The organism is Paeniglutamicibacter sp. NPDC091659 (assembly GCF_044756805.1).
Lineage (GTDB): Bacteria > Actinomycetota > Actinomycetes > Actinomycetales > Micrococcaceae > Paeniglutamicibacter.
In genome coordinates, this window is sequence record NZ_JBIVTO010000001.1 from 137,968 (window position 1) to 157,250 (window position 19,283).

Here is a 19,283-nt window from a genome sequence, read left to right on the forward strand (position 1 = left end):
CGCCGTACGGCCCCGAATCCGAGCCAGCCCCCCCCGACAGGAGAGAAACCCATGACCGAGACCACCGAGCAGCACCGTCCCACCGCCGCGCAATGGCAGGAACCCGAGCACCTGCGCTGGTCGTTCCAGCACATGGACGAGCTTTTCCCGAGCGCAACCATCGGCGCCGCCGGCCCGGCGGCGGAACTCGCCAGGCATCCGCGGGACCTCAGGACCCTTGAGGTGCCGCTGCCCGGCGGCGTCAGCCTGAGCGTCGCCGAGATCCTGGCGGAGACCCGCACCGACGCGTGGGCGGTGCTGCACGGGGACCGGCTGGTCACCGAGGAGTACTTCGGGGAGATGGGTGCAGGCACCCGCCATCTGCTGATGTCGGTGAGCAAGTCCCTGGTGTCCTGCGTCGTCGGCTCCCTGGCCGGCTCCGGCGCCATCGACGTCGCCACGGGAATCGAGCACTGCATCCCAGGGCTGCGCGGCACCGGGTACGAGGGCGCCACCGTGAGGGACCTGCTGGACATGCGCAGCGGCGTCAGGTTCTCCGAGGAATACCTCGACCCCGCGTCGGAGGTACGGCAACTCGACCGGGCGATCGGCTGGGCGCCGCCGATTCAGGGAGCCCCCGAGACGCTCAAGGATTTCCTGCGGAGCCTGCAGCGCGAGCGGGAACACGGCGGCAGCTTCGCCTACCGCAGCTGCGAAACCGACGTGCTTGGCTGGCTCTGCGAGGAGGCCGGCGGCAAGCCGTTCGCGGACTTGGCCTCGGAGCTGCTCTGGTCACGGATCGGCGCCGAAAACGACGCCTACCTCGTCCAGGACGCAGACGGCACCGGGGTGTTCGACGCCGGCATCTGCGCCACGCTGGGCGACCTGGCCAGGTTCGGGGCGATGGTCAGGGACGGCGGGTTGTCGCTGACCGGGCAACGCGTGGTGGACCGGGCCTGGGCGGATGACATCTTCGCCGGGGGAGCTGACTCCCGGGAGGCCTTCGCCGCGGGAGACCACGAGGAAGACATGCCCGGCGGCATGTACCGGAGCCAGTTCTGGTTCCCCTCCGGGGACCGGGACGCGGCCTTCTGCCTGGGCATCCACGGCCAGATGATCTACATCAACCGCGCAAGCGGCGTGGTCGGGGTGAAGCTCTCCTCCACCGCGCTGCCGGTGGACCCGTTCGAGGGGCCGGCCGCGGAAGCGATGTTCGGCGCGATCAGCGACCACCTCGTGGCAACCTCCCCCGCGCCGGGGGACTGACTGTCCGGGCGCCTGCCCGCGGTGCCACGGTGACCGGGCGGGTACCTCCCGATCCACCGGAACGGCATGGCGTCATGTTCGGCGTGGGCCGGCTCGTATCCCCTACACTGGGTTTCGTACCGCGGGAGCCAGTGATGCTGGCTGAGAGGGCGCCTTGAGCGCCGACCGACAGACGCCTTCCGACGCGGAAGGCGTGGAACCTGATCCGGATCATGCCGGCGTAGGGAAGGAGCCTTCATGTCGTGCACCCTGTCCGACCACATCACCACCGATCTTGCCGTTGTCGGCGGCGGAATCGTGGGCCTCGGCATCGCGTGGGAGGCACGGCGTGCCGGCCACCGCGTGGTGCTCATCGACCCCGTCCCCGGAACCGGCGCGACCTTTGCCGCGGCCGGCATGCTGGCGCCGGTCAGCGAGCTGCACCACCAGGAAGAAGACCTGCTGGAACTGACGCTGGCCTCCGCGGGGCGCTGGCCGGCCTTCGCCGAAACCCTGCCCACGGGCCCGGCCGGGAGCTGCTTTTCGACCACGCCGACGCTGGTGGTGGGTGCCGACCCCGCCGATCGCCAGGCGCTTGCCGACCTGTGCGAGGCGCAGCATCGGCACGGCCTGGAGGTCAGCCGGCTCAGCCTCCGGGAGGCCCGGGCACTCGAACCCCTGCTGTCCCCGAACCTTGCCGCGGCCTACCTGGTGCCGCGCGACCACCAGGTCGATCCCCGCGCGGTGGCCCGGGCAATCCTCGACGGCCTGGCCGTTGACCAGGATGGCGACGCCGCGACGCAGGGTGGTTGCCTGGTGGCCGCCAACGCCGCCGCCCTGCTGCACGAGGACCCCGAGAACACCCATTCCCGGATCACCGGGGTGCTGCTTGCGGACGGACGCGAGGTCCATGCCAAGGAAGTCGTCGTGGCCAACGGGCTTGGCGCCGCACACCTCGGCGGACTGCCGGAGGGCCTGCGCCTTCCGCTGCGGCCCGTGTACGGTGACATCCTGCGGCTGCGCGTGCCCGAAAACCTGCGGCCGCTGGTCACCGCCACGTTGCGCGGCCAGGTCCGCGGACTTCCCGTGTACGTGGTCCCGCGCAGCGACGGAACCGTGGTCATCGGCGCGACCTCGCGGGAGGACGGATCCGCCGGGGTCAGTGCCGGGGGCGTCCACCAACTCCTGCGGGACGCCCAGGTGCTCCTGCCGGCGGTGGCCGAGCTCGAACTGCTGGAAACCACCGCCCGGGCCCGACCGGGTACGCCGGACAACGCGCCGCTGCTGGGCCGCGTGGCCGATCCCCGCGGAACGGACATCCCCGGGCTCATCCTCGCCACCGGTTTCTTCAGGCACGGCGTGCTGCTGACGCCGATTGCCGCCCACATCGCCACCGAGCTGTTGCACGGCAGGAGCGACCCCGCCTGGGACCGTTTCCGCCCCGACCGTTTCTCACCTGCCCTTCACCTTCAGGAGACTTCATGACCACCATCCACCTCAACGGCACCACCCGTCCCCTGGTCGCCGGAAGCACCCTGTCCGAACTGATCGCCGAGCTGACCGGCCGGACCCTGCTGCCCACCGGGCACCCTGCCGACGGCGGAAGGCTGGGTGTCGCCGTGGCGCTGAACGCGGGCATCGTCCCGCGCAGCCAGTGGTCCTCCACCGGACTCCAAGTCAACGACGAGGTGGAAATCGTCACCGCAGTGCAGGGCGGCTGACGCTCCCCTTGGCCCGGCGGCCGGCGCTGTCGCCACACAATTTTCTGGAAGAAAGCAGCGAATCATGAACAACGTACTCACCCAGACCGACCCACTGGTCATCGACGGCGTCACGCTGGGATCCCGCCTGATCATGGGCACCGGCGGCGCCCCGAGCCTGGAGGGACTGGGAGCGGCGCTGGTCGCCTCGGGCACCGAACTCACCACGGTCGCCATGCGCAGGTACACCGCCCCCGATGCCGCGACGAGCGGTGGAAACAACCTCTTCGGCCTGTTGCTCGAGAACAACATCCGCGTGCTGCCCAACACCGCGGGATGCTTCACCGCCCGCGAGGCGCTCATGACCGCTGAACTGGGCCGCGAGGCACTGGAAACCGACTGGGTGAAGCTTGAGGTCATCGCGGACGAGCACACCCTGCTTCCCGACGCCGTTGAGTTGGTCGAGGCCACCGAACAGCTGGTGAACCGCGGCTTCAAGGTTTTTGCCTACACCAACGACGACCCGGTGCTGGCGCTGCGCCTGGAGCAGCTCGGGGTGGCCGCGGTCATGCCGCTGGGTGCGCCCATCGGCACGGGACTGGGCATCCTGAATCCGCACAACATCGAATTGATCGTGGCGCGGGCGGGAATCCCCGTCATTCTCGATGCCGGGATCGGCACCGCTTCGGATGCTGCATTGGCCATGGAATTGGGGTGCGACGCGGTTTTGCTGGCCTCAGCCGTGACCCGAGCCCAAGACCCGGTCCGGATGGCCGAGGCCTTCAAGCACTCGGTTCTCGGCGGCCGGCTGGCCGCCCTCGCCGGACGCATTCCCAAGCGCGAGCACGCTTTGGCTTCCTCCGCCATGGAGGGTCGCGTTCGCCTGTGATTTTTTCTCGGCGTCGATCGACGTAGAAATGCATTTTACAACGACGATAAATAATCTTTTCTTGCAAAAAATGCCCAGAAAAGCATGTCCTTTACACACGTTATCTAACGCTTTTCTCGTCGTAAACAATCATGATGTCGTTCTGCAAAAATACCAATGAAATCGAGAATCAATGGCAAGCAACTCTGTAAATAATGTCATTTTCAAACTACCGCCACTGGTTGAGCCGGGGCCTCCGCTCTCCCCGGAAGACTGCGAAAGGTACTCCCGGCATGCACTGATTCCACAGATCGGGCTCGAAGGGCAACGGCGGCTGCGCAATGCAAAAGTGCTGGTCATCGGGGCCGGCGGCTTGGGCTCCCCGGCATTGCTGTACCTGGCTGCGGCCGGCGTCGGAACCCTCGGGATCGTTGACGACGACCAGGTGGAACTGAGCAACCTGCAACGCCAGGTGATCCACGGGGTGGGCGATATCGGGCGCAGCAAGCTGGAATCGGCCAGGGACTCCATTGCAGGTCTCAACCCCGGGGTGGAGGTACGGCTTCACCAGGTTCGGTTGGACTCCACCAACGTGCTGGAAGTCTTCGAGGGCTACGACGTCATCCTGGACGGAACCGACAACTTCGCCACGCGGTACCTGGTCAACGACGCCGCGGCATTGCTGGGCAAACCCTGCGTCTGGGGCTCCATCCTCCGCTTTGACGGTCAGGTGAGCGTTTTCTGGGACAAGTTCGGACCCAACCTCCGGGACCTGTACCCGGATCCGCCGGCCCCGGGCTCGGTCCCGTCCTGTGCCGAGGGCGGGGTCTTCGGGATGCTGTGCGCATCCATCGGGGCCATGATGGTCACCGAGGCCGTCAAACTCATCACCGGTGTCGGCGAAACGCTGTTGGGCAGGTTGCTGGTCTTCGATGCGCTTTCCTCCCGCTGGCGTGAGCTGCGCATATCCAAGGACACGGAAGCGGATCCCATCACCGGACTTGTCGACTACGAAACCTTCTGCGGGCTCCCCGAGCCGGCCGGCGAGGCTGTCGCGAGCGGCACGGTGATCAGCGTCGAAGAGCTGGCCACCAGACTGGCCAAAAGGGAATCGGGCGAGGACGACTTTGTCCTGGTCGACGTGCGCGAACCTGTGGAATTCGAAATTGCCCGCATCCCAGGATCCGTGCTGGTGCCGGCGGGAGGCATCAAGGACGGGACGTCGCTGGGGCGGATTCCTCGGGACGTTCCGCTGATCCTGCACTGCAAGGCGGGTGTACGTTCCGGGCAGGCGTTGGAAGCCCTCGCCGCTGCCGGCTACGGCGGCGTTCTGCACCTCGAGGGCGGGATCGATGCCTGGAAGCTTGGTTTCCCCGGCGCGGACCGGTAGTTCCTTTCCGGGTTCTATCGGGCGCCCTCGGGGCGGTCGTTCGATGATCGGCGAGGACCCCAAACGGGTCTGGCACGGTCCGTTCCGCAAGGTTTCGGGGAAATATTCCCCTCCCCGTTCCTCTTGTGCGCGGTCCCCTTATGGGCAACTCTGGGAGAGTTGATGGCCGTTTTCCTGGGGGAGAAGCAGTGGATCACTATCAGTACCTTGGGGTCGGGCGTTCCGCATCCCCCAACCAAATCGAGGCCGCCGCACGGCTGGCCCTGTGGCGCTATGGCGCCGATGCGGAGCTGACCGAGCGGATCATGGACGCCTGGTCCATCGTCGGGGACCCCGATCGGCGCTTCGACTACGACTTCTGGTTGCTGACCCACCCGTCACCCGAAGGAGTCCTCGAGCCGGCTGAACGCGGGGCCGCCCCGCAACGGATTCCCGAACCCGATGTACTGCGGGCGCCCGGGCAGCGGCATGTGTCGGGGCCGCTGCAGCCCGAAAGGGTGTCCGATGACGTGCCCATGTCGAGTTCGACGGAACCTTTGTTCCCTGCCTCTTCGGCCTCTGCAGGAAGCAACCCGCCTCCTTCGTCCGGGGTTCCTCTTGCCGCCGCATCTACGGGACGGCTTGCGCAGCCAAGTGCGGTGCAGCCGTCCTGGTGGGAAGAATGCCTGAAACACAGCGAAAGCGTCGGGCCCGGATTCGACCTGCCGCGCATGGTGGTTCTTCTTGGCATGGTGGCCGCGACGCTGGGCCTGGTGGCCAATTTCGTGACCTACTTGGTGGCCGCAACACCGTCGACCGGCATCCTCCTGGCATGCTGCATGGGTGGGCTGGGTTTGGTCCTGATCGGCCGTCTATTGCCGCGGCCAGCCTCGCGACGGGTTGTGAAAAAGAGGGTGTTCGGGATTGGTGGAGGGGCATTGTCGAACGGCGGCAACCGGTTCGGCAAGGAAAACACGGCCAAGGGCGTGATCGGGGAGAGGCGTACTGCCCTGGCCCTTGAATCGCTGCTGCACATCCCGGGAACACGGATTTTCCACGGCCTGCGATTTCCGGGCAGCAGGGTGGCGGACATCGACCATGCCGTGGTCAACGGCGACAGGGTGGTCTTCATCGACTCCAAGAACTGGAAGCCGGGGGAGTATCGGTGGCTCGAGGCGGACAAGCTGGGCTATGTCCGCGGCAGTCGCGTCGACCGCAGGGACATCCACATGGACCACCTCCAGCGGGACCCCGCAACCGCAAAGGTCGCGGCCGAGGTCGGCTGCCATGTGTTGATCCATCCCAACGAGGCGGGAACCATCAGGTTCACGCCCGGCGGGCAGGTGTCCCCGACGGGCATCCCCGCAACAGGGGTCCAGGATGGCATCGAAATGATCGGGCAGTGGCTGTTGCAGGGGCAAAAATGCGGGTTGGTCGACCGCTACCTGATGGCGCGGATGATCGCGATGCTGAAGTAGCCCCTGGACGAGGTGGGGTGGAAGTTCCCCGGGGCAGACAAGCGCCCCTGAACGCGGCTAGGCTGGGCCGCAACACCGGCAAGCCGACGCGCAACGCACTGCACCAGCGAGAGGACCACGGCCATGGGATACACGCACAGCATCACCGTTCCACTGGAGTGGGAGGAGGCGGTGGCCCGCACCAAGGAGGCCCTGGGGCGCCAAGGACTCGGGGTGCTCACCGAGATCGACATGCGCGCAGTCCTGAGCGCCGAGATCAGCCCGGAATCGGCCGACAGGATCGGGGACTACGTGATACTTGGGGCCTTCAACGCACATCTGGCCAATCGCGGGCTGCTCACCGAACGCGAACTTGGCGCGCTGCTGCCCTGCAACGTGGTGGTCCGCAGGGCCCTGGGTGCGACCGAAACGACGATAGAAGCCATCGACGCACAGCTCCTGGCCCGGATCAGCGGCAACCCGGGCATTCGTGAGGTCGCCGACGACATGGACACCCGGTTGAAGGCGGCGCTGGATCGGTTGCGGGCCGGCTGACCCCCCCCGCGGTGCGGCCCGTCGGGCGCCGCCGTCCGGGGCGGTCCCGCGACGCAACATTCCGCGCCGTGGCGCGGCCCGCGGATAGGATTGCCCCATGAACGACGTAATGAAGCTGCGTTTCCTGGCGGCACCGACGGATGTCTCCGAGGACGGTGTCACGGTCCAGGCAGGCCGGGTCCTCGAATGGATCGACAAGGCGGGTTACGCCTGCGCCGTCGGCTACAGCGGCGGGTACTGCGTGACCGCATACGTCGGAAACGTGCACTTCACCAGGCCCATCGAAAACGGCGATCTGATTGAGATCACGGCCCGGATCGTCTACACCGGGCGCAGCAGCATGCAGGTGGTCGTTACCGTCGACGCCGCCGACGTGCGCGAACGCATCTTCCGCCCGGCCATGGACTGCATCCTGGTTTTTGTTGCGATGGACGAGGACCGCAAGCCCAAGCAGATTCCGAACTTCGAGCCGGCCGACGCCGAAACGGCGCAGCTGGCCGCCGGTGCCGCCGAACGCATTGCGGGGCGGGCGGAGATCCGCAATGCCATGTTCGGCCAGGCCTACACGGATGCGGGCACCACGCCGCGCGAGACCTTCAGGTTCCTGGCTTCCCCGACGGACGTGAACTGGGGCGGGAATGCGCACGGCGGGATTGTCATGCGCTGGATCGACGAGGTGGCCCGGGCCTGCGCCATGAGCTGGTGCGGGAAGGACGCCGTGGCCGTCTACTCCGGAGGCATCCACTTCCTGAGCCCGATCCACATCGGCGACGTCGTCGAGCTCGAGGCCCGGCTGATCCACACCGGCCCGCACTCCATGCACATCGCCGTGCATGTCCGTGCGAAGGATCCGCGCGGGACCGAATGGCGCGACACGACCCAATGCATGAGCATCTTCGTCACCCGCGACGAATCGGGACACGCCTCAGAGGTCCAGCAACTGGTGCTGCGCAGCGACGAGGACCGCCGGCTCGACGAGCACGCGCTGGACCTGGTCCGCCGGCGGGCCAGCCTGTCGCCGCTGCAGTTTGCCGAGGAACGAAAGTACTAGAACGACCGGAACACGGGGAGATGGGTCGGTGCAACGCATAGCATGGGCGGATGAACCAATCCCCGTTCCTGCAAACCCGCAGCCGCTTCGTCGACGCAACACCCCATGAAGTCTTCGAGCTGCTGAGGGATCCGTCCATGCATCCTCTCATCGACGGCTCCGGCACGGTTCGGGCCGCGCTGGGCAAGGGAGACAAGCTCATGCCGGGCAGTGAGTTCGGGATGCAGATGCGCATGGGCGTGCCGTATCGGATCAGCAACACGGTGGTCGAATTCGACCAGGATACGTTGCTTGCTTGGCGGCACTTCAGCGGGCACCGCTGGCGCTACGAGCTGGAACCAAGCGAGGGCGGAACCCTGGTCAGTGAAACCTGGGATGCCAGCCGCCTGCGGCACAAATGGGTGCTTCGGCTCCTGGGTTACACCCGAACCACCGGACCCAACATGGAGCGAACCCTGGAACGGCTTGCCGCACACTTCGCCGAAAACAAGAAGTAGGAGACCGCCTTGCCCGCCCCGCGTGCGGGAACAGGGACCAGCAGGCCGTCCCCACCAGATGTCCACAGGACCACGCCACAGGCATTCGTGAGGAGGCTATGGCCGGTCGACCAACTAGGCTGAAATCCATGAGCCACACCCCTACCCAAGGCCCCCCGAAGCCGCGCATCGGCCCGGTGCGCATCACCGTGCCGAGCCGCAGCGACGCGTTCCTGCGCAAATTCACCGAGGTCATTGGCGGGCCGCTGGGCAGGCATTCGAGCCCGGGGCGCATCAGTCCCGGCTTCTTCACCGTCGAACGCGTCCTCATCATTCTCACGGTGATCGCCGCGCTGCTGGCCGTGGCCTCCAAGAACGCGTGCCGGATGAACGGCTGGGGCGGCACCAATGCCTACGCGTGGGCCTGCTACTCGGACTGGACCTCGCTGTTCCACGCCCGCGGGTTCGCGGAGAACCCCTTTGCCCCGTTCGCCACGGGGGCCGAGTTCGAGTACCCGGTGCTCATGTCGGTGGTGGCGTCGCTGACCGCCGCGCTGATTCCCGCGGGGGAGTACAACCGGGCGCTGGCCTTCTTCGACCTGAACTTCCTCCTGATGGTGGGCCTCTGGATGGTGGTGGTGATCGCCACGGCACGCACCGCCGGGCGCCGGCCCTGGGACGCGGCGATGGTGGCGCTGGGACCGGGCATCATCCTGGCCGGAAGCATCAACTGGGACATGTGGGCCGTGGCCTTCCTGGCCCTGGCGATGCTGGCGTGGTCGCGCCAAAACGCCTTCCTGGCCGGGGTGCTGATCGGGCTGGGCACCGCCATGAAACTCTTCCCCATACTCTTCTTCGGCGCGGTGATAGTGCTGGCCATCCGCACCGGTCGCTACCGGCCGCTGTGGGTGTCCCTGGGCGGCGCGGCCCTGGCCTGGACGGCCGTCAACCTGCCGCTGGCGGTGGTGAACTTCGATGCGTGGAAGCACTTCTTCACCTTCACCGAGGACCGCGGCGCCGGGCTCTCCTCCTTCTGGCACATCTGGAACGTCACCGCGGCGGCGGTCCCGGGCATGGCCACCCTCGATGCAAGCCTCATCAACGTGCTGGCGATGGGCCTCTTCGTGGCCAGCTGCGCGGGCATCGCCTACCTGGGGCTGCGCGCCCCGGTGGCCCCGCGCCTGAGCCAACTGGTGTTCCTGATCGTGGCGTCGTTCGTCATGTTCAACAAGGTCTATTCGCCGCAGTTCGTGGTGTGGCTGATCCCGCTTGCCGCGCTGGCCTGGCCCAAGTGGAAGGACTTCCTCATCTGGCAGCTCTTCGAGGTGCTGCACTTCTGGGCGATCTGGATGTACCTCTACGCCTCCACCGCGGACATCAAGGCGTCCAACACGTTCCCCACGTCGTTCTACGTGTTCGCGGTGCTCGGACACATGATCGCCACGGGCTACCTGATGTACCGGGTGGGCGAATCGATGTTCAGGCCGGAGCTGGACCCGGTGCGCCGGGTGGGGCAGCTCGACCCGCAGGCGGGCGCCTTTGCCGGCGCGCCGGACAAGTTCGTCCTGGGCGGCCGACGTGGCCTTTGACGCGGCGGTCATCGGCGCCGGCCCCAACGGCCTGGCGGCGGCGCTCACCCTGGCCAGGGCCGGGTTGGGTGTCAGGCTCATCGAGAGGAATTCCGGCGTCGGCGGCGCCGCGCGCACCCGGGAGCTCGGCTACCCCGGCGCCGTGCACGACCTCGGCTCGGCGGTGCACCCGATGTCCCTGGTGTCGCCGTTCTTCGAACGGGTCGGGTTGCGCCAACAGGTCGACTTCATCGTCCCGGAGATCTCCTTTGCCCACCCGCTGGCCGACGGCCGGGCCGGCATCGCCTGGCGCGACCTGGAGAAGACGGTGCAGGGCCTGGGCGCCGACGGCCCCGGCTACCGGCGGCTCCTTGGCCCGATCGCCGGGCGCATGGATGCCACGGCGGACATGCTGCTGCACCCGCTGCTGCGCCTTCCCCGGCACCCCGGCGCGCTGGCGGCCTTCGGACTGCGCGCGGCGCAACTCATGGTTCCGCGGCTCGGCACCGGGGAAATGTCGGCGGCCATGCTTGCCGGCTGCGGGGCCCACACCGCCGGCGGCGGACGCGGGCCCTCGGCGACGGGCGCGGGGCTCTTCCTGGCGGCCACCGCCCACTCGGCCGGCTGGCCGATCCCGCGGGGCGGGTCCCAGTCCATCTCCGACGCGCTCGCGGACATGTTCACGGAAGCGGGCGGCAGGATCGAGCTGGACACCGAGGTCACGGACCTGGCGCAGGTCCCGGAAAAGACGGTCCTCTTTGACACCTCGCCGGAGGCCCTGGCCGCCATCGCCGGCGCCCGGCTGCCAGAGAAGTACGCCAAGCGGCTCAGGGGAACGCGCAGGGCCCCCGGGTCCTGCGTCGTCCACTACGTGCTCAACGCCCCGGTCCCGTGGCGCAATGCCGCGCTTGCCGATGCCGGCACCGTGCACCTGGGCGGCACGGCCGCGCAGATCGTCCGCGGGGAACGCAAGGCCCGCATAGCCGTTACCGGCTCTCCGTACGCGATCGTCTCGCAGCCAAGTCGCTTCGATGCGAGCCGCGCCCCGGAGGGCAAACACGTGCTGTGGGCCTACTGCCACGTCCCCAACGGGGATCCAAGCGACATGGCCGCGGCGATCACCAGGCAGCTGGAGGCGGTCGCCCCCGGCTTCACGGACACCGTCGAATACTCGGAGGCCGTCACGGCCCCGGGGCTGCAGGCACAGAACCCCAATCTGGTGGGCGGGGACATCTCTGGCGGCATGACGGACATGCTCGGCATGCTGGTGCGCCCGGTGTTCTCGGCAGATCCGTGGGCCACCCCTGCCAAGGGGCTCTACCTGGCCTCGAGTTCCACCCCGCCGGGTCCGGCCGTGCACGGCATGAACGGCCACCTCGCCGCGCTGAGCGCCCTGCGCCGCGAATTCGGGATCGCCGGATAGCCGGAGTCCGCGGCGAACCCCGGATTCAACCCACGTGATTCAACCACTGTGATTCAGCCAAACGGTTGAGCCGCAAGGGTTGCACACCCCACTACGCTGGAGCTGTGAAGACCAGCAATCCCGATGACCTGACAAGCCCCGGCACCGCCCCTGCGGATGCCGGCCAGCTGCCTGCCTCCGCTGGGGACCTGGTGCTTCGGGTCTTGCGCGTGGGGCTCCACGTGGGTTTCGCCGCGCTGCTGGGCGTCGGGCTGGTCCGCATGCTCGTCTCCGAGGAATCGCCGGGCCGGCGCCTGCTGGCGATCATCCTTACCGGCCTGCTGGCGGCCCTGTACCTGGCCGGAACCATTGCCGAAAAACGCCACTTCGGCGGCCGTGCGCCAAGCACCGTGCAATGGGCCAAATGGTGGCTAGGCGGGGTGGTGGTGCTCTGGCTGGTGCTGATGTACCTGAACGCCGACTACTCCTGGCTGGCGTTCCCGCTCTTCTTCCTGCACCTGCACATCCTGGGGCCCCGGCATTCGCTGATCGCCGTGACCCTGCTGACCGCCGTGGTCATCGGCGCCGGCGCCTTCCACTCGGGCTCGGTGAGCGCACCCCAGGTGATCGGGCCGGTGGTCGGCGCGATCTTCGCGGTGGTCATGGGCATGGCCTACCGGGCGCTGTACACCGAGGGAGTGAACCAGCGCCGCGCGCTCATCGAGCTGCAGGCCACCCGGGCGGCGCTCGCCCAGGAGCAGCACCGAGCCGGAACCCTGTCCGAACGCACCCGGCTGGCCCGCGAAATCCACGACACTCTGGCCCAGGGCTTCTCCAGCATCGTGCTGGTCTCCCGCTCGGCCAGCGCGGCCCTTGCCGCGGGGGACACCGCCGCGGCCGCCGAGCGGCTTGAAACCATCGGCGCCACGGCCGCGGAAAACCTCGCCGAGGCCCGCGACTTCGTCCGCGACCTCTCCGGCGGGGAGACCGGGGCCCAGGGCCTGGCCGGGCGCCTGCGCAGGCTGTGCGTCTCCACCGAGCGCACCGCGGAGGCCGCGGGCCAGGGCTTCGAGGTTGTCTTCAAGCAGGACGGCCCGGCCGTGGCACTGCCGGCGCCCGTCTCCGCCGCGCTGTTGCGCGCGGCCCAGTGCGGGCTTGCCAACGTCGCCTCCCACGCCCGGGCATCGCGCGCGGTGCTCAGCCTGGGCTACCTGCCCGACGCTGTCACGCTCGACGTGTTCGACGACGGCCGGGGCATGGACCCGGGCGAACTTCCCCGCGGGCCGCGGGCCGACGGCACCGGGTTCGGCCTGGCCGGCCTGCGCGAACGCCTGGCGCTGCTGGGCGGCACCCTGGACATCGAGTCGGCCCCGGGCGAGGGCACGGTCCTGGCCGTGCGCATCCCCTGGAACGGAACGGAAAGAGAGAACGATGCCTGAACTGAAGATCCTGCTGGTCGATGACCACCCGGTGGTGCGCGCGGGGTTGCGCGCGGTGCTCACCGAACAGGGCGGGCTCACCGTGCTGGCCGAGGCCTCCGACGGGGCCGCGGCGCTGGCCCAGCTGGCGCGCCTCGAAACGCTCGGCCAGCGCGTCGACGTGGTGCTGATGGACCTGCAAATGGACGGCATGGATGGGGTCACCGCAACCTCCCGGATCCGTGCCCAGGACGGGCCGCCGGTGCTGATCCTCACCACCTTCGACTCCGACGCGGACATCCGTGCGGCGCTGGATGCGGGGGCCGCCGGCTACCTGCTCAAGGACGCCCCGCTGGCCGACGTGCTGGCCGCCGTCGAATCGGCGGCCAAGGGGGAGCAGGTGCTCTCCGCCGACATCGCCGCCCGGATCGCCCCAGAGGCGCGCGCCAACACCACCGACCTGAGCCCGCGTGAACTCGAGCTGCTGCAGCTGCTGGCCCGCGGGCAGAGCAACAAGGAAATCGCCCAGGAGCTGTTCATCTCCCAGTCGACGGTCAAGACCCACCTGATCCACATCTACGACAAGCTCGGCGTGGACAACCGCACCGCAGCGATCGACAGGGCGCGCAGCATCCGGCTGATCCGCTAGCCACGCCCGCGGCCACTACTCGCGGCAAATCCGTCCCGTGGCGTGCGAGGATGTGGGCATGTGCTCAACCGTCTTGTGGGCGATCAACCACGCCGCGTACACGCCCGGATTCCGTGAATGGACCGGCGAGCGGCTCGGCGTGGAGCCCCAGGCGAGCGCGTTGCGGATCGACGCCCCGGAGCTGGTCAACAAGACCGCCGTCGCCTTCACGCTGACGCTGAACATGTGCGATTGCGACTCCGCCGTCGGTTACGGCGAGGGGAAATTGCGGTCCGGTGTGCCCGGTCCGGAAGACTACGCGGCCTGGCTGAAGGAACTGCCGGGGCGCACCCGTTTCACCAGCCGGGTCTGCGTCGTGCGCACCTGGAATCCCGGGGAAACCGTTCGTCCCCGCAACGCTCAAAGGATCGTTGTTTCGGAGCTCGATGCCGCGGGCATCCTGATGCTTCCGGAGGAAACCCTCTTGGCCGTGGAATTCCCCGTCACGACGGGTTGGTAGGGCCTTCCTGCTTCGGCGATCCGATGGATGCGGCGGGTGGTGCGGCAGGCGAGAAACTCAACCGCTCGATCTTCCGCTTCTCTGCCAGCTTCACGACCACGAGCACGAAGATGGCCGTGGTGGCTGCTGAGATCAGCAGGCCGCCCAGACTCCCTTCGGTAGCGTTCACGTCGGCCAATCCGATGGCGCCCAGGGAGAAGATGACCGAATTGTTGATGACGTGCAAGGCGATGGCGGCCTCGAGGCCGCCGGTCCGCCAAGCCAGCCAACCCGCCACGAGCGCAAACAGTGCCACATCGAGCTGACCGTAGATGTCGTACATGTGCCCGAACACAAAGAACGGGATGGGCAGCAGGATCGCGAATGCCGGATGGCGCAGCCAGCCGCCAATGAGTTGCATGAAGTAACCGCGGAAGACATACTCCTCGGCGGCCGCCTGGAACGGCACCAGCAGGATGGTCAGCAGCAGGAGCGTCCACATGTCAGGGGCCGAAAAATCGGGTTCAAACGGGATTCCCTGGCTCAGGTCCAGCACCGTTGCTATTCCGACGCTCAGGAGCAGGACGCCGAACGCGACGGCCATGCAGGTTCCAAGCCAACCCCAGCGCATGGTTCCGCGCACCGACGTCAGCATCCCCACCTTCTGGAAGTTCATGATGCGAGTGGCCCAGAAAAGCGCCGGAATCATGAGGATGAGCGAGAGCATGGTGAACGCGAAGGTCGTCGGATCGCTCATGTCGATGTCCACGCTTTCGAACGTCTCCAGCGACTCCTCCATGGAGCTTTCCAGCGAGGGGTTCGCGAGGGTTGCTATGAGGAATGCAATCGTCGCCAGAAAAATCATGCCGATGTAGAGACCGAGCGCGATCAGGCCGACCACAATAGGTTTCCACCAGCGGTACACGGGGTACGTCCGTGCGAGCCGGTGGTACGGCAGGGGTTCTGCCGGTGGCCGCTCGGCTGGCGTGTACACGGGAGGCATGTTGCCGGGGTGCGGTGCTCCCGCGGGCGGAACCGGGAACTGGGGATAGCTGCTCATACGACCATTCTTTATCAGGGACGTACTCTTTTCGTGGACCCAAAGGAGGATCTTTGCGCCTCATCAGCACGGAAAACGATTGGTCCTTTCGGTCGATGTCTCGGGACGTGCGCCGTCGGTAGCATTGAATAAATGACTACAGACACCGTTGCCGATCCTCGGCCTTCAGCGCTGCGAACCATTTGGGAACATTCGTGGCGGCTGCTCGTGGGAATCATTTCCGGTGTCGGTGCCTTTTTTCTGGTCTTTGAGTCGTATCTCGCAGAACCGGCCAGCAACGTAACCCACATGGACTTGCTGATTTTGCTCGATGTGGTCTGTGGCATCGCGACATTCCTGCTCTACCCCTTGAGGCGCCGCCATCCGGTGCCGGTGGTTGCGGCAATCGTGGTTCTATCGACCTTCTCGGCCCTGTCCGCCGGGATCTGCGCGATGGCCGTCATCTCCTTGGCCACGCGCCGCAAAAAATATGAGATCGCCGGAATCACCCTCCTCCTCGCGGTCTGTTCGATTGCTGGTGACAAATTGTTGCCGGCCCCGGAGCCCGTCATGTGGTGGGAGGCCCTGCTCTACAACGGTCTCTTCATCGGCGTCATTGTGCTCACCGGGCTCTACATCGGAGGTCGTCGACAGTTGCTTCAGAGCCTGCGCGACCAGGCGCGCAGCGCCGAACGTGAGAATCAGGCGCACATCCATACGGCCCGGGCGGACGAGCGAACCAGGATCGCACGGGAAATGCATGATGTCCTGGCGCACCGGCTCTCGCTTGTGGCCCTGCACGCCGGTGCCCTGGAGTACCGAACCGACCTTTCAGCCGAGGCCACCCGCGGGACCGCGACGGTGATCAGGGAGAACGCGCACATGGCGTTGGGTGAACTACGCGAGGTGCTGGGCATGCTGCGCGACCCCAACACGTTGTTCGTCGATGAGGATGCCAGGCCGCAACCGACGCTGGGACAGCTGCGTGAGCTCATTTCGCAGAGCCATGAGGTGGGCACCGAAGTGAAGCTGACGTTGGGTCCGGGTCTTGAAGATCGGCTGGCGTTGCTGCCCGATTCCACGGGCCGGCACCTCTATCGGGTGATCCAGGAGGGGCTGACCAATGCCAGGCGGCATGCGCCGGGAGTCCCGGTGGAGCTGTGTCTTGAGGGAAGACCGGGAAAACGAATCCAGGTCCGGATGAGCAACCCCATGCCGCAGTCGGCGGAGCCGGGGATAAGCGCAGCTGCGGGCACGTTGCCGATTTCCGGTCTGGGGTTGACCGGCTTGCAGGAGCGGCTGCGCCTGGCCGACGGCGGCATGGTTGTTTCGGCGCAGGAAAACGAGGAGTTTGTTTTGAAGGCATGGTTGCCATGGCAGAAGTAACACAGCGCGTCAGGGTGCTGCTGGTTGACGACGAAAACCTGGTGCGCGTGGGGCTGCGGATGATCCTGGAGGGCGACCCCGGGATCGAAATCGTGGGGGAGTGCTCCGACGGGATCGAAGCCATCGCGGCGGTCAAGAGGCTGGACCCGGACCTGGTCCTCATGGACATCCGCATGCCGCGGATGGACGGGATCACCGCCAGCCAGCGGCTCCTCGAGCACCATCCGGACCTCAAGATCCTGGTGCTCACCACCTTCGACGTCGATGAAACGGTGTTCACCGCGCTCAAGACGGGGGTCAGCGGGTTCCTGCTCAAGGACACGGTGCCCGCCGAGTTGGTCAGTGCCATCCACGCGGTGGCCGGGGGGCGGACCATGCTCTCCGAGTCGGTGACCCGCACGCTGATCGACGCGGCTGGTTCAACACAGCCGAACACCCGGCGCCTCGGCGCCTTGGCAAAACTGGGCCAGCTCACCGAGCGCGAACGCGAGATCGCCACGGCCATCGCGCGGGGACTGTCGAATTCCGAGATCGCCGAGCAGCTCTTCATCAGCCTGTCCACCGTGAAAACCCACATCGGCAGGGTGCTGGAGAAGCTGGACGCGGAGAACCGGGTGCAGGTGGCGATCTGCATCTACGAGTCCGAGGCTCACTGACCCTTCCGGTCCCGGGTGCGGGAGAACCGTGCCGGCCCGACCCCTAATGGTGCGTCTCGGGGTTCACCCGTACGCCGAAAGACTGACGGTTGGTTCATCCAAGATCATCCGCTGGGGCGGCGACGGGGCAGCGGATTCTCCGTAGCGTTGAAGCCATGATCAGAGCTGAAGCATTGGCGAAAGCCTACGGCACCAAACAAGCGGTCGACGGCGTTTCCTTCACCGTCCAGCCCGGCAAGGTCACGGGCTTCCTCGGCCCGAACGGCGCCGGAAAATCCACCACCATGCGCATGATCGTCGGACTGGACCGGCCAACGGCCGGCACCGTCTCGGTCAACGGGCGCCACTACGCCGAGCACGCGGCCCCGCTGCGCGAGGTCGGCGCCCTCCTTGAGGCCAAGTCCGTCCACAAGTCCCGCAGCGCCCGCACCCACCTGCGCGCACTGGCCGCAACACACTCGATTCCCAACTCCCGGGTCGACGAGGTCATCGAACTGACTGGCCTCGGTGCAGTTGCCAGAAAGAAAGTCGGTGGATTCTCGCTCGGCATGGGCCAGCGACTGGGCATCGCCGTGGCGCTGCTGGGTGATCCGCAAACGCTGATCCTCGACGAGCCGGTCAACGGCCTGGACCCCGAGGGCGTGCTCTGGGTGCGAAACCTGGCGCGGCACCTGGCCTCACAAGGCAAGACGGTGTTCATCTCCTCGCACCTGATGAGCGAAATGGCGCTGACCGCCGACCACCTGATCGTGATCGGACGCGGCCGCATCATCGCGGACGCTCCGATCGAACAGATCATCGAGGGCCGGGGCCTGCCCACCAGCAGGGTCAAGACCGACCACGTCGAATCCCTCATGAACGCGCTGGCCGCCGAGCACGTCCAGTTGACCCGCGTGGACGCCGAAACCCTCCAAGTGGTGGGGCTGGAATCCCGGATGATTGCCCGGCGCGCTCTGGACCACCAGATCCTGCTCCATGAACTGACGCCGATCCAGCAGTCGCTGGAAGACGCCTACATGTCGCTGACCCAGGACGAGGTCGAATACCACTCCCATCTGGGAAACGAACTTGCCGCAAGCGCCACCGGAAAGCAGGGCCTGAAATGAGCACCGAAGCCATGACCCGACCCCGTTCGACGGCACCCGGCGCCGCGGGAAACGGGAAACTCACCTTCGGGGGCGTCCTGCGCGGCGAGTTCATCAAGTTCACGTCGCTGCCCTCCACCCTGGTCCTGGTCCTTTCCACGATCGCGGTCATGGCCGGGTTTGCCGCCCTGAGCACCTGGGGCATCGGAGCGACCCTGGGCATGGCGAGCACCTCGCCTGAAATGGCCGCGCAGATGGGCAACCTCAACGAGTTGACCGCGTCGCTGCCCGCCAGCGGCATCGTCTTTGCCCAGTTGATCATCGGGGCGCTGGCCGTCATGGTCATGAGCTCCGAGTTCGCGACGGGTTCCGCCCGCTCGACCTTTGTTGCGGTCCCCACACGACAACCCGTCTTGTGGGCCAAGGCCCTGATGACGACGATGGTCGCCGCGGCGGTGGCCTTGGTGTCGATCCTGCTTGGATATGCCGTAGCCAAGCCCATCGCGGCAAACTACAACATGCCGCTCGAGTTCACGTCCGACGTTTTCCAGCGCAACCTCTGGTTCGGCGTGGTGTACGTGGTGATGGTCGCCCTGATCGGTCTGGCGCTGGGCACGTTGCTGCGCAACTCGGCCGGCGGCATCGTCGTCCTGGCCGCGCTGTTCTTTGTCCTTCCCAACGCGCTCACGATATTCAGCGGAATGGTTGACTGGCTTGCCGACGTGGTCCGTTTCCTGCCCGACCACGCGGCATCCGCGCTCATGGTGGCTCCGGGCGGCGAGGACATGCTCGAAACCTGGCAGTCCGGCCTCGTGGTCGCTGCCTGGGTCGCCATCCCGCTGGCGGCCGCCGCGCTGGTGCTTCAGCGCCGCGATATCTAGATTCGGGCCAAGCACTGGATA

Annotated in this window: 19 protein-coding genes and 1 riboswitch; of the genes, 18 read left to right on the forward strand and 1 reads right to left on the reverse strand. The window is 67.0% G+C overall.

Features of this window, described 5'->3' with window-relative positions; all coding sequences use genetic code 11:
* The first annotated feature begins 51 nt into the window (after positions 1-51).
* From ACIQLF_RS00630 to ACIQLF_RS00695, 14 genes are all read left to right on the forward strand, one after another.
* Positions 52-1,245 (forward strand): serine hydrolase domain-containing protein, encoded by a 1,194-nt coding sequence (locus tag ACIQLF_RS00630; RefSeq protein ID WP_400293654.1) that lies wholly within the window; start codon positions 52-54, stop codon positions 1,243-1,245.
* 112 nt (positions 1,246-1,357) lie between these two features.
* Positions 1,358-1,489, forward strand: a riboswitch (TPP riboswitch).
* Positions 1,483-2,709 carry a glycine oxidase ThiO gene (gene thiO, locus ACIQLF_RS00635; RefSeq protein ID WP_400293655.1) on the forward strand — a complete coding sequence of 409 codons (1,227 nt, stop codon included), beginning with the start codon at positions 1,483-1,485 and terminating at the stop codon, positions 2,707-2,709. (Overlaps the previous riboswitch by 7 nt.)
* Complete coding sequence (gene thiS / locus ACIQLF_RS00640; protein ID WP_400293656.1) at positions 2,706-2,945, forward strand: sulfur carrier protein ThiS; 240 nt, start codon at positions 2,706-2,708, stop codon at positions 2,943-2,945. The genes thiO and thiS overlap by 4 nt, the downstream gene beginning before the upstream one ends.
* Positions 2,946-3,009: 64 nt before the next feature.
* On the forward strand, positions 3,010-3,813 hold the full coding sequence (locus tag ACIQLF_RS00645) for a thiazole synthase (RefSeq protein WP_400293657.1): 804 nt from the start codon (positions 3,010-3,012) through the stop codon (positions 3,811-3,813).
* A 172-nt stretch (positions 3,814-3,985) separates the two neighbouring features.
* Positions 3,986-5,182, forward strand: a complete 1,197-nt coding sequence (gene moeB / locus ACIQLF_RS00650) for a molybdopterin-synthase adenylyltransferase MoeB (RefSeq protein WP_400293658.1) — start codon at positions 3,986-3,988, stop codon at positions 5,180-5,182.
* A gap of 188 nt (positions 5,183-5,370) precedes the next feature.
* Positions 5,371-6,639 carry an NERD domain-containing protein gene (locus ACIQLF_RS00655; protein WP_400293659.1) on the forward strand — a complete coding sequence of 423 codons (1,269 nt, stop codon included), beginning with the start codon at positions 5,371-5,373 and terminating at the stop codon, positions 6,637-6,639.
* A 123-nt stretch (positions 6,640-6,762) separates the two neighbouring features.
* On the forward strand, positions 6,763-7,173 hold the full coding sequence (locus tag ACIQLF_RS00660; protein WP_400293660.1) for a DUF302 domain-containing protein: 411 nt from the start codon (positions 6,763-6,765) through the stop codon (positions 7,171-7,173).
* A 97-nt stretch (positions 7,174-7,270) separates the two neighbouring features.
* The gene (locus ACIQLF_RS00665) at positions 7,271-8,224 is read left to right on the forward strand and encodes an acyl-CoA thioesterase (RefSeq protein WP_400293661.1); all 954 of its coding nucleotides are present in this window, start codon (positions 7,271-7,273) and stop codon (positions 8,222-8,224) included.
* A gap of 50 nt (positions 8,225-8,274) precedes the next feature.
* A complete protein-coding gene (locus ACIQLF_RS00670) occupies positions 8,275-8,721 on the forward strand; it encodes an SRPBCC family protein (protein ID WP_400293662.1) in 447 nt (148 codons plus the stop codon).
* A 128-nt stretch (positions 8,722-8,849) separates the two neighbouring features.
* The gene (locus ACIQLF_RS00675) at positions 8,850-10,289 is read left to right on the forward strand and encodes a glycosyltransferase family 87 protein (protein ID WP_400293663.1); all 1,440 of its coding nucleotides are present in this window, start codon (positions 8,850-8,852) and stop codon (positions 10,287-10,289) included.
* Positions 10,279-11,691, forward strand: a complete 1,413-nt coding sequence (locus ACIQLF_RS00680; protein WP_400293664.1) for a phytoene desaturase family protein — start codon at positions 10,279-10,281, stop codon at positions 11,689-11,691. The genes ACIQLF_RS00675 and ACIQLF_RS00680 overlap by 11 nt, the downstream gene beginning before the upstream one ends.
* Positions 11,692-11,795: 104 nt before the next feature.
* The gene (locus tag ACIQLF_RS00685) at positions 11,796-13,109 is read left to right on the forward strand and encodes a sensor histidine kinase (RefSeq protein ID WP_400293665.1); all 1,314 of its coding nucleotides are present in this window, start codon (positions 11,796-11,798) and stop codon (positions 13,107-13,109) included.
* Entirely contained in the window at positions 13,102-13,737 is a 636-nt protein-coding gene (locus ACIQLF_RS00690) for a response regulator (RefSeq protein ID WP_400293666.1), read from the forward strand. Before ACIQLF_RS00685 ends, ACIQLF_RS00690 begins: the two co-directional genes overlap by 8 nt.
* 58 nt (positions 13,738-13,795) lie before the next feature.
* On the forward strand, positions 13,796-14,236 hold the full coding sequence (locus ACIQLF_RS00695) for a hypothetical protein (protein WP_400293667.1): 441 nt from the start codon (positions 13,796-13,798) through the stop codon (positions 14,234-14,236).
* On the opposite strand, the gene ACIQLF_RS00700 is transcribed toward ACIQLF_RS00695, so the two are convergent.
* Positions 14,220-15,275 (reverse strand): lysostaphin resistance A-like protein, encoded by a 1,056-nt coding sequence (locus tag ACIQLF_RS00700; RefSeq protein WP_400293668.1) that lies wholly within the window; start codon positions 15,273-15,275, stop codon positions 14,220-14,222. The two genes, ACIQLF_RS00695 and ACIQLF_RS00700, sit on opposite strands and share 17 nt — an antisense overlap.
* Before the next feature lie 132 nt (positions 15,276-15,407).
* Here ACIQLF_RS00700 and ACIQLF_RS00705 point away from each other — a divergent pair, with 132 nt between their 5' ends.
* The 4 genes from ACIQLF_RS00705 (at position 15,408) to ACIQLF_RS00720 (ending at position 19,262) form a co-directional block, all read left to right on the forward strand.
* Positions 15,408-16,640, forward strand: a complete 1,233-nt coding sequence (locus ACIQLF_RS00705; RefSeq protein WP_400293669.1) for a sensor histidine kinase — start codon at positions 15,408-15,410, stop codon at positions 16,638-16,640.
* Positions 16,628-17,296, forward strand: a complete 669-nt coding sequence (locus ACIQLF_RS00710) for a response regulator (RefSeq protein ID WP_400293670.1) — start codon at positions 16,628-16,630, stop codon at positions 17,294-17,296. The genes ACIQLF_RS00705 and ACIQLF_RS00710 overlap by 13 nt, the downstream gene beginning before the upstream one ends.
* A 155-nt stretch (positions 17,297-17,451) precedes the next feature.
* A complete protein-coding gene (locus ACIQLF_RS00715; RefSeq protein WP_400293671.1) occupies positions 17,452-18,402 on the forward strand; it encodes an ABC transporter ATP-binding protein in 951 nt (316 codons plus the stop codon).
* A complete protein-coding gene (locus ACIQLF_RS00720; RefSeq protein ID WP_400293672.1) occupies positions 18,399-19,262 on the forward strand; it encodes an ABC transporter permease in 864 nt (287 codons plus the stop codon). The genes ACIQLF_RS00715 and ACIQLF_RS00720 overlap by 4 nt, the downstream gene beginning before the upstream one ends.
* Positions 19,263-19,283: the final 21 nt, after the last annotated feature.

What these genes read in the sequence shown, in the direction of transcription:
- ACIQLF_RS00630 (WP_400293654.1), top strand. Translation starts at nt 52, where the DNA reads ATGACCGAGACCACCGAGCAGCACCGTCCCACCGCCGCGCAATGGCAG.
- thiO (WP_400293655.1), top strand. Translation starts at nt 1,483, where the DNA reads ATGTCGTGCACCCTGTCCGACCACATCACCACCGATCTTGCCGTTGTC.
- thiS (WP_400293656.1), top strand. Translation starts at nt 2,706, where the DNA reads ATGACCACCATCCACCTCAACGGCACCACCCGTCCCCTGGTCGCCGGA.
- ACIQLF_RS00645 (WP_400293657.1), top strand. Translation starts at nt 3,010, where the DNA reads ATGAACAACGTACTCACCCAGACCGACCCACTGGTCATCGACGGCGTC.
- moeB (WP_400293658.1), top strand. Translation starts at nt 3,986, where the DNA reads ATGGCAAGCAACTCTGTAAATAATGTCATTTTCAAACTACCGCCACTG.
- ACIQLF_RS00660 (WP_400293660.1), top strand. Translation starts at nt 6,763, where the DNA reads ATGGGATACACGCACAGCATCACCGTTCCACTGGAGTGGGAGGAGGCG.
- ACIQLF_RS00665 (WP_400293661.1), top strand. Translation starts at nt 7,271, where the DNA reads ATGAACGACGTAATGAAGCTGCGTTTCCTGGCGGCACCGACGGATGTC.
- ACIQLF_RS00670 (WP_400293662.1), top strand. Translation starts at nt 8,275, where the DNA reads ATGAACCAATCCCCGTTCCTGCAAACCCGCAGCCGCTTCGTCGACGCA.
- ACIQLF_RS00675 (WP_400293663.1), top strand. Translation starts at nt 8,850, where the DNA reads ATGAGCCACACCCCTACCCAAGGCCCCCCGAAGCCGCGCATCGGCCCG.
- ACIQLF_RS00690 (WP_400293666.1), top strand. Translation starts at nt 13,102, where the DNA reads ATGCCTGAACTGAAGATCCTGCTGGTCGATGACCACCCGGTGGTGCGC.
- ACIQLF_RS00695 (WP_400293667.1), top strand. Translation starts at nt 13,796, where the DNA reads ATGTGCTCAACCGTCTTGTGGGCGATCAACCACGCCGCGTACACGCCC.
- ACIQLF_RS00700 (WP_400293668.1), bottom strand. Translation starts at nt 15,275, where the DNA reads ATGAGCAGCTATCCCCAGTTCCCGGTTCCGCCCGCGGGAGCACCGCAC.
- ACIQLF_RS00705 (WP_400293669.1), top strand. Translation starts at nt 15,408, where the DNA reads ATGACTACAGACACCGTTGCCGATCCTCGGCCTTCAGCGCTGCGAACC.
- ACIQLF_RS00710 (WP_400293670.1), top strand. Translation starts at nt 16,628, where the DNA reads ATGGCAGAAGTAACACAGCGCGTCAGGGTGCTGCTGGTTGACGACGAA.
- ACIQLF_RS00715 (WP_400293671.1), top strand. Translation starts at nt 17,452, where the DNA reads ATGATCAGAGCTGAAGCATTGGCGAAAGCCTACGGCACCAAACAAGCG.
- ACIQLF_RS00720 (WP_400293672.1), top strand. Translation starts at nt 18,399, where the DNA reads ATGAGCACCGAAGCCATGACCCGACCCCGTTCGACGGCACCCGGCGCC.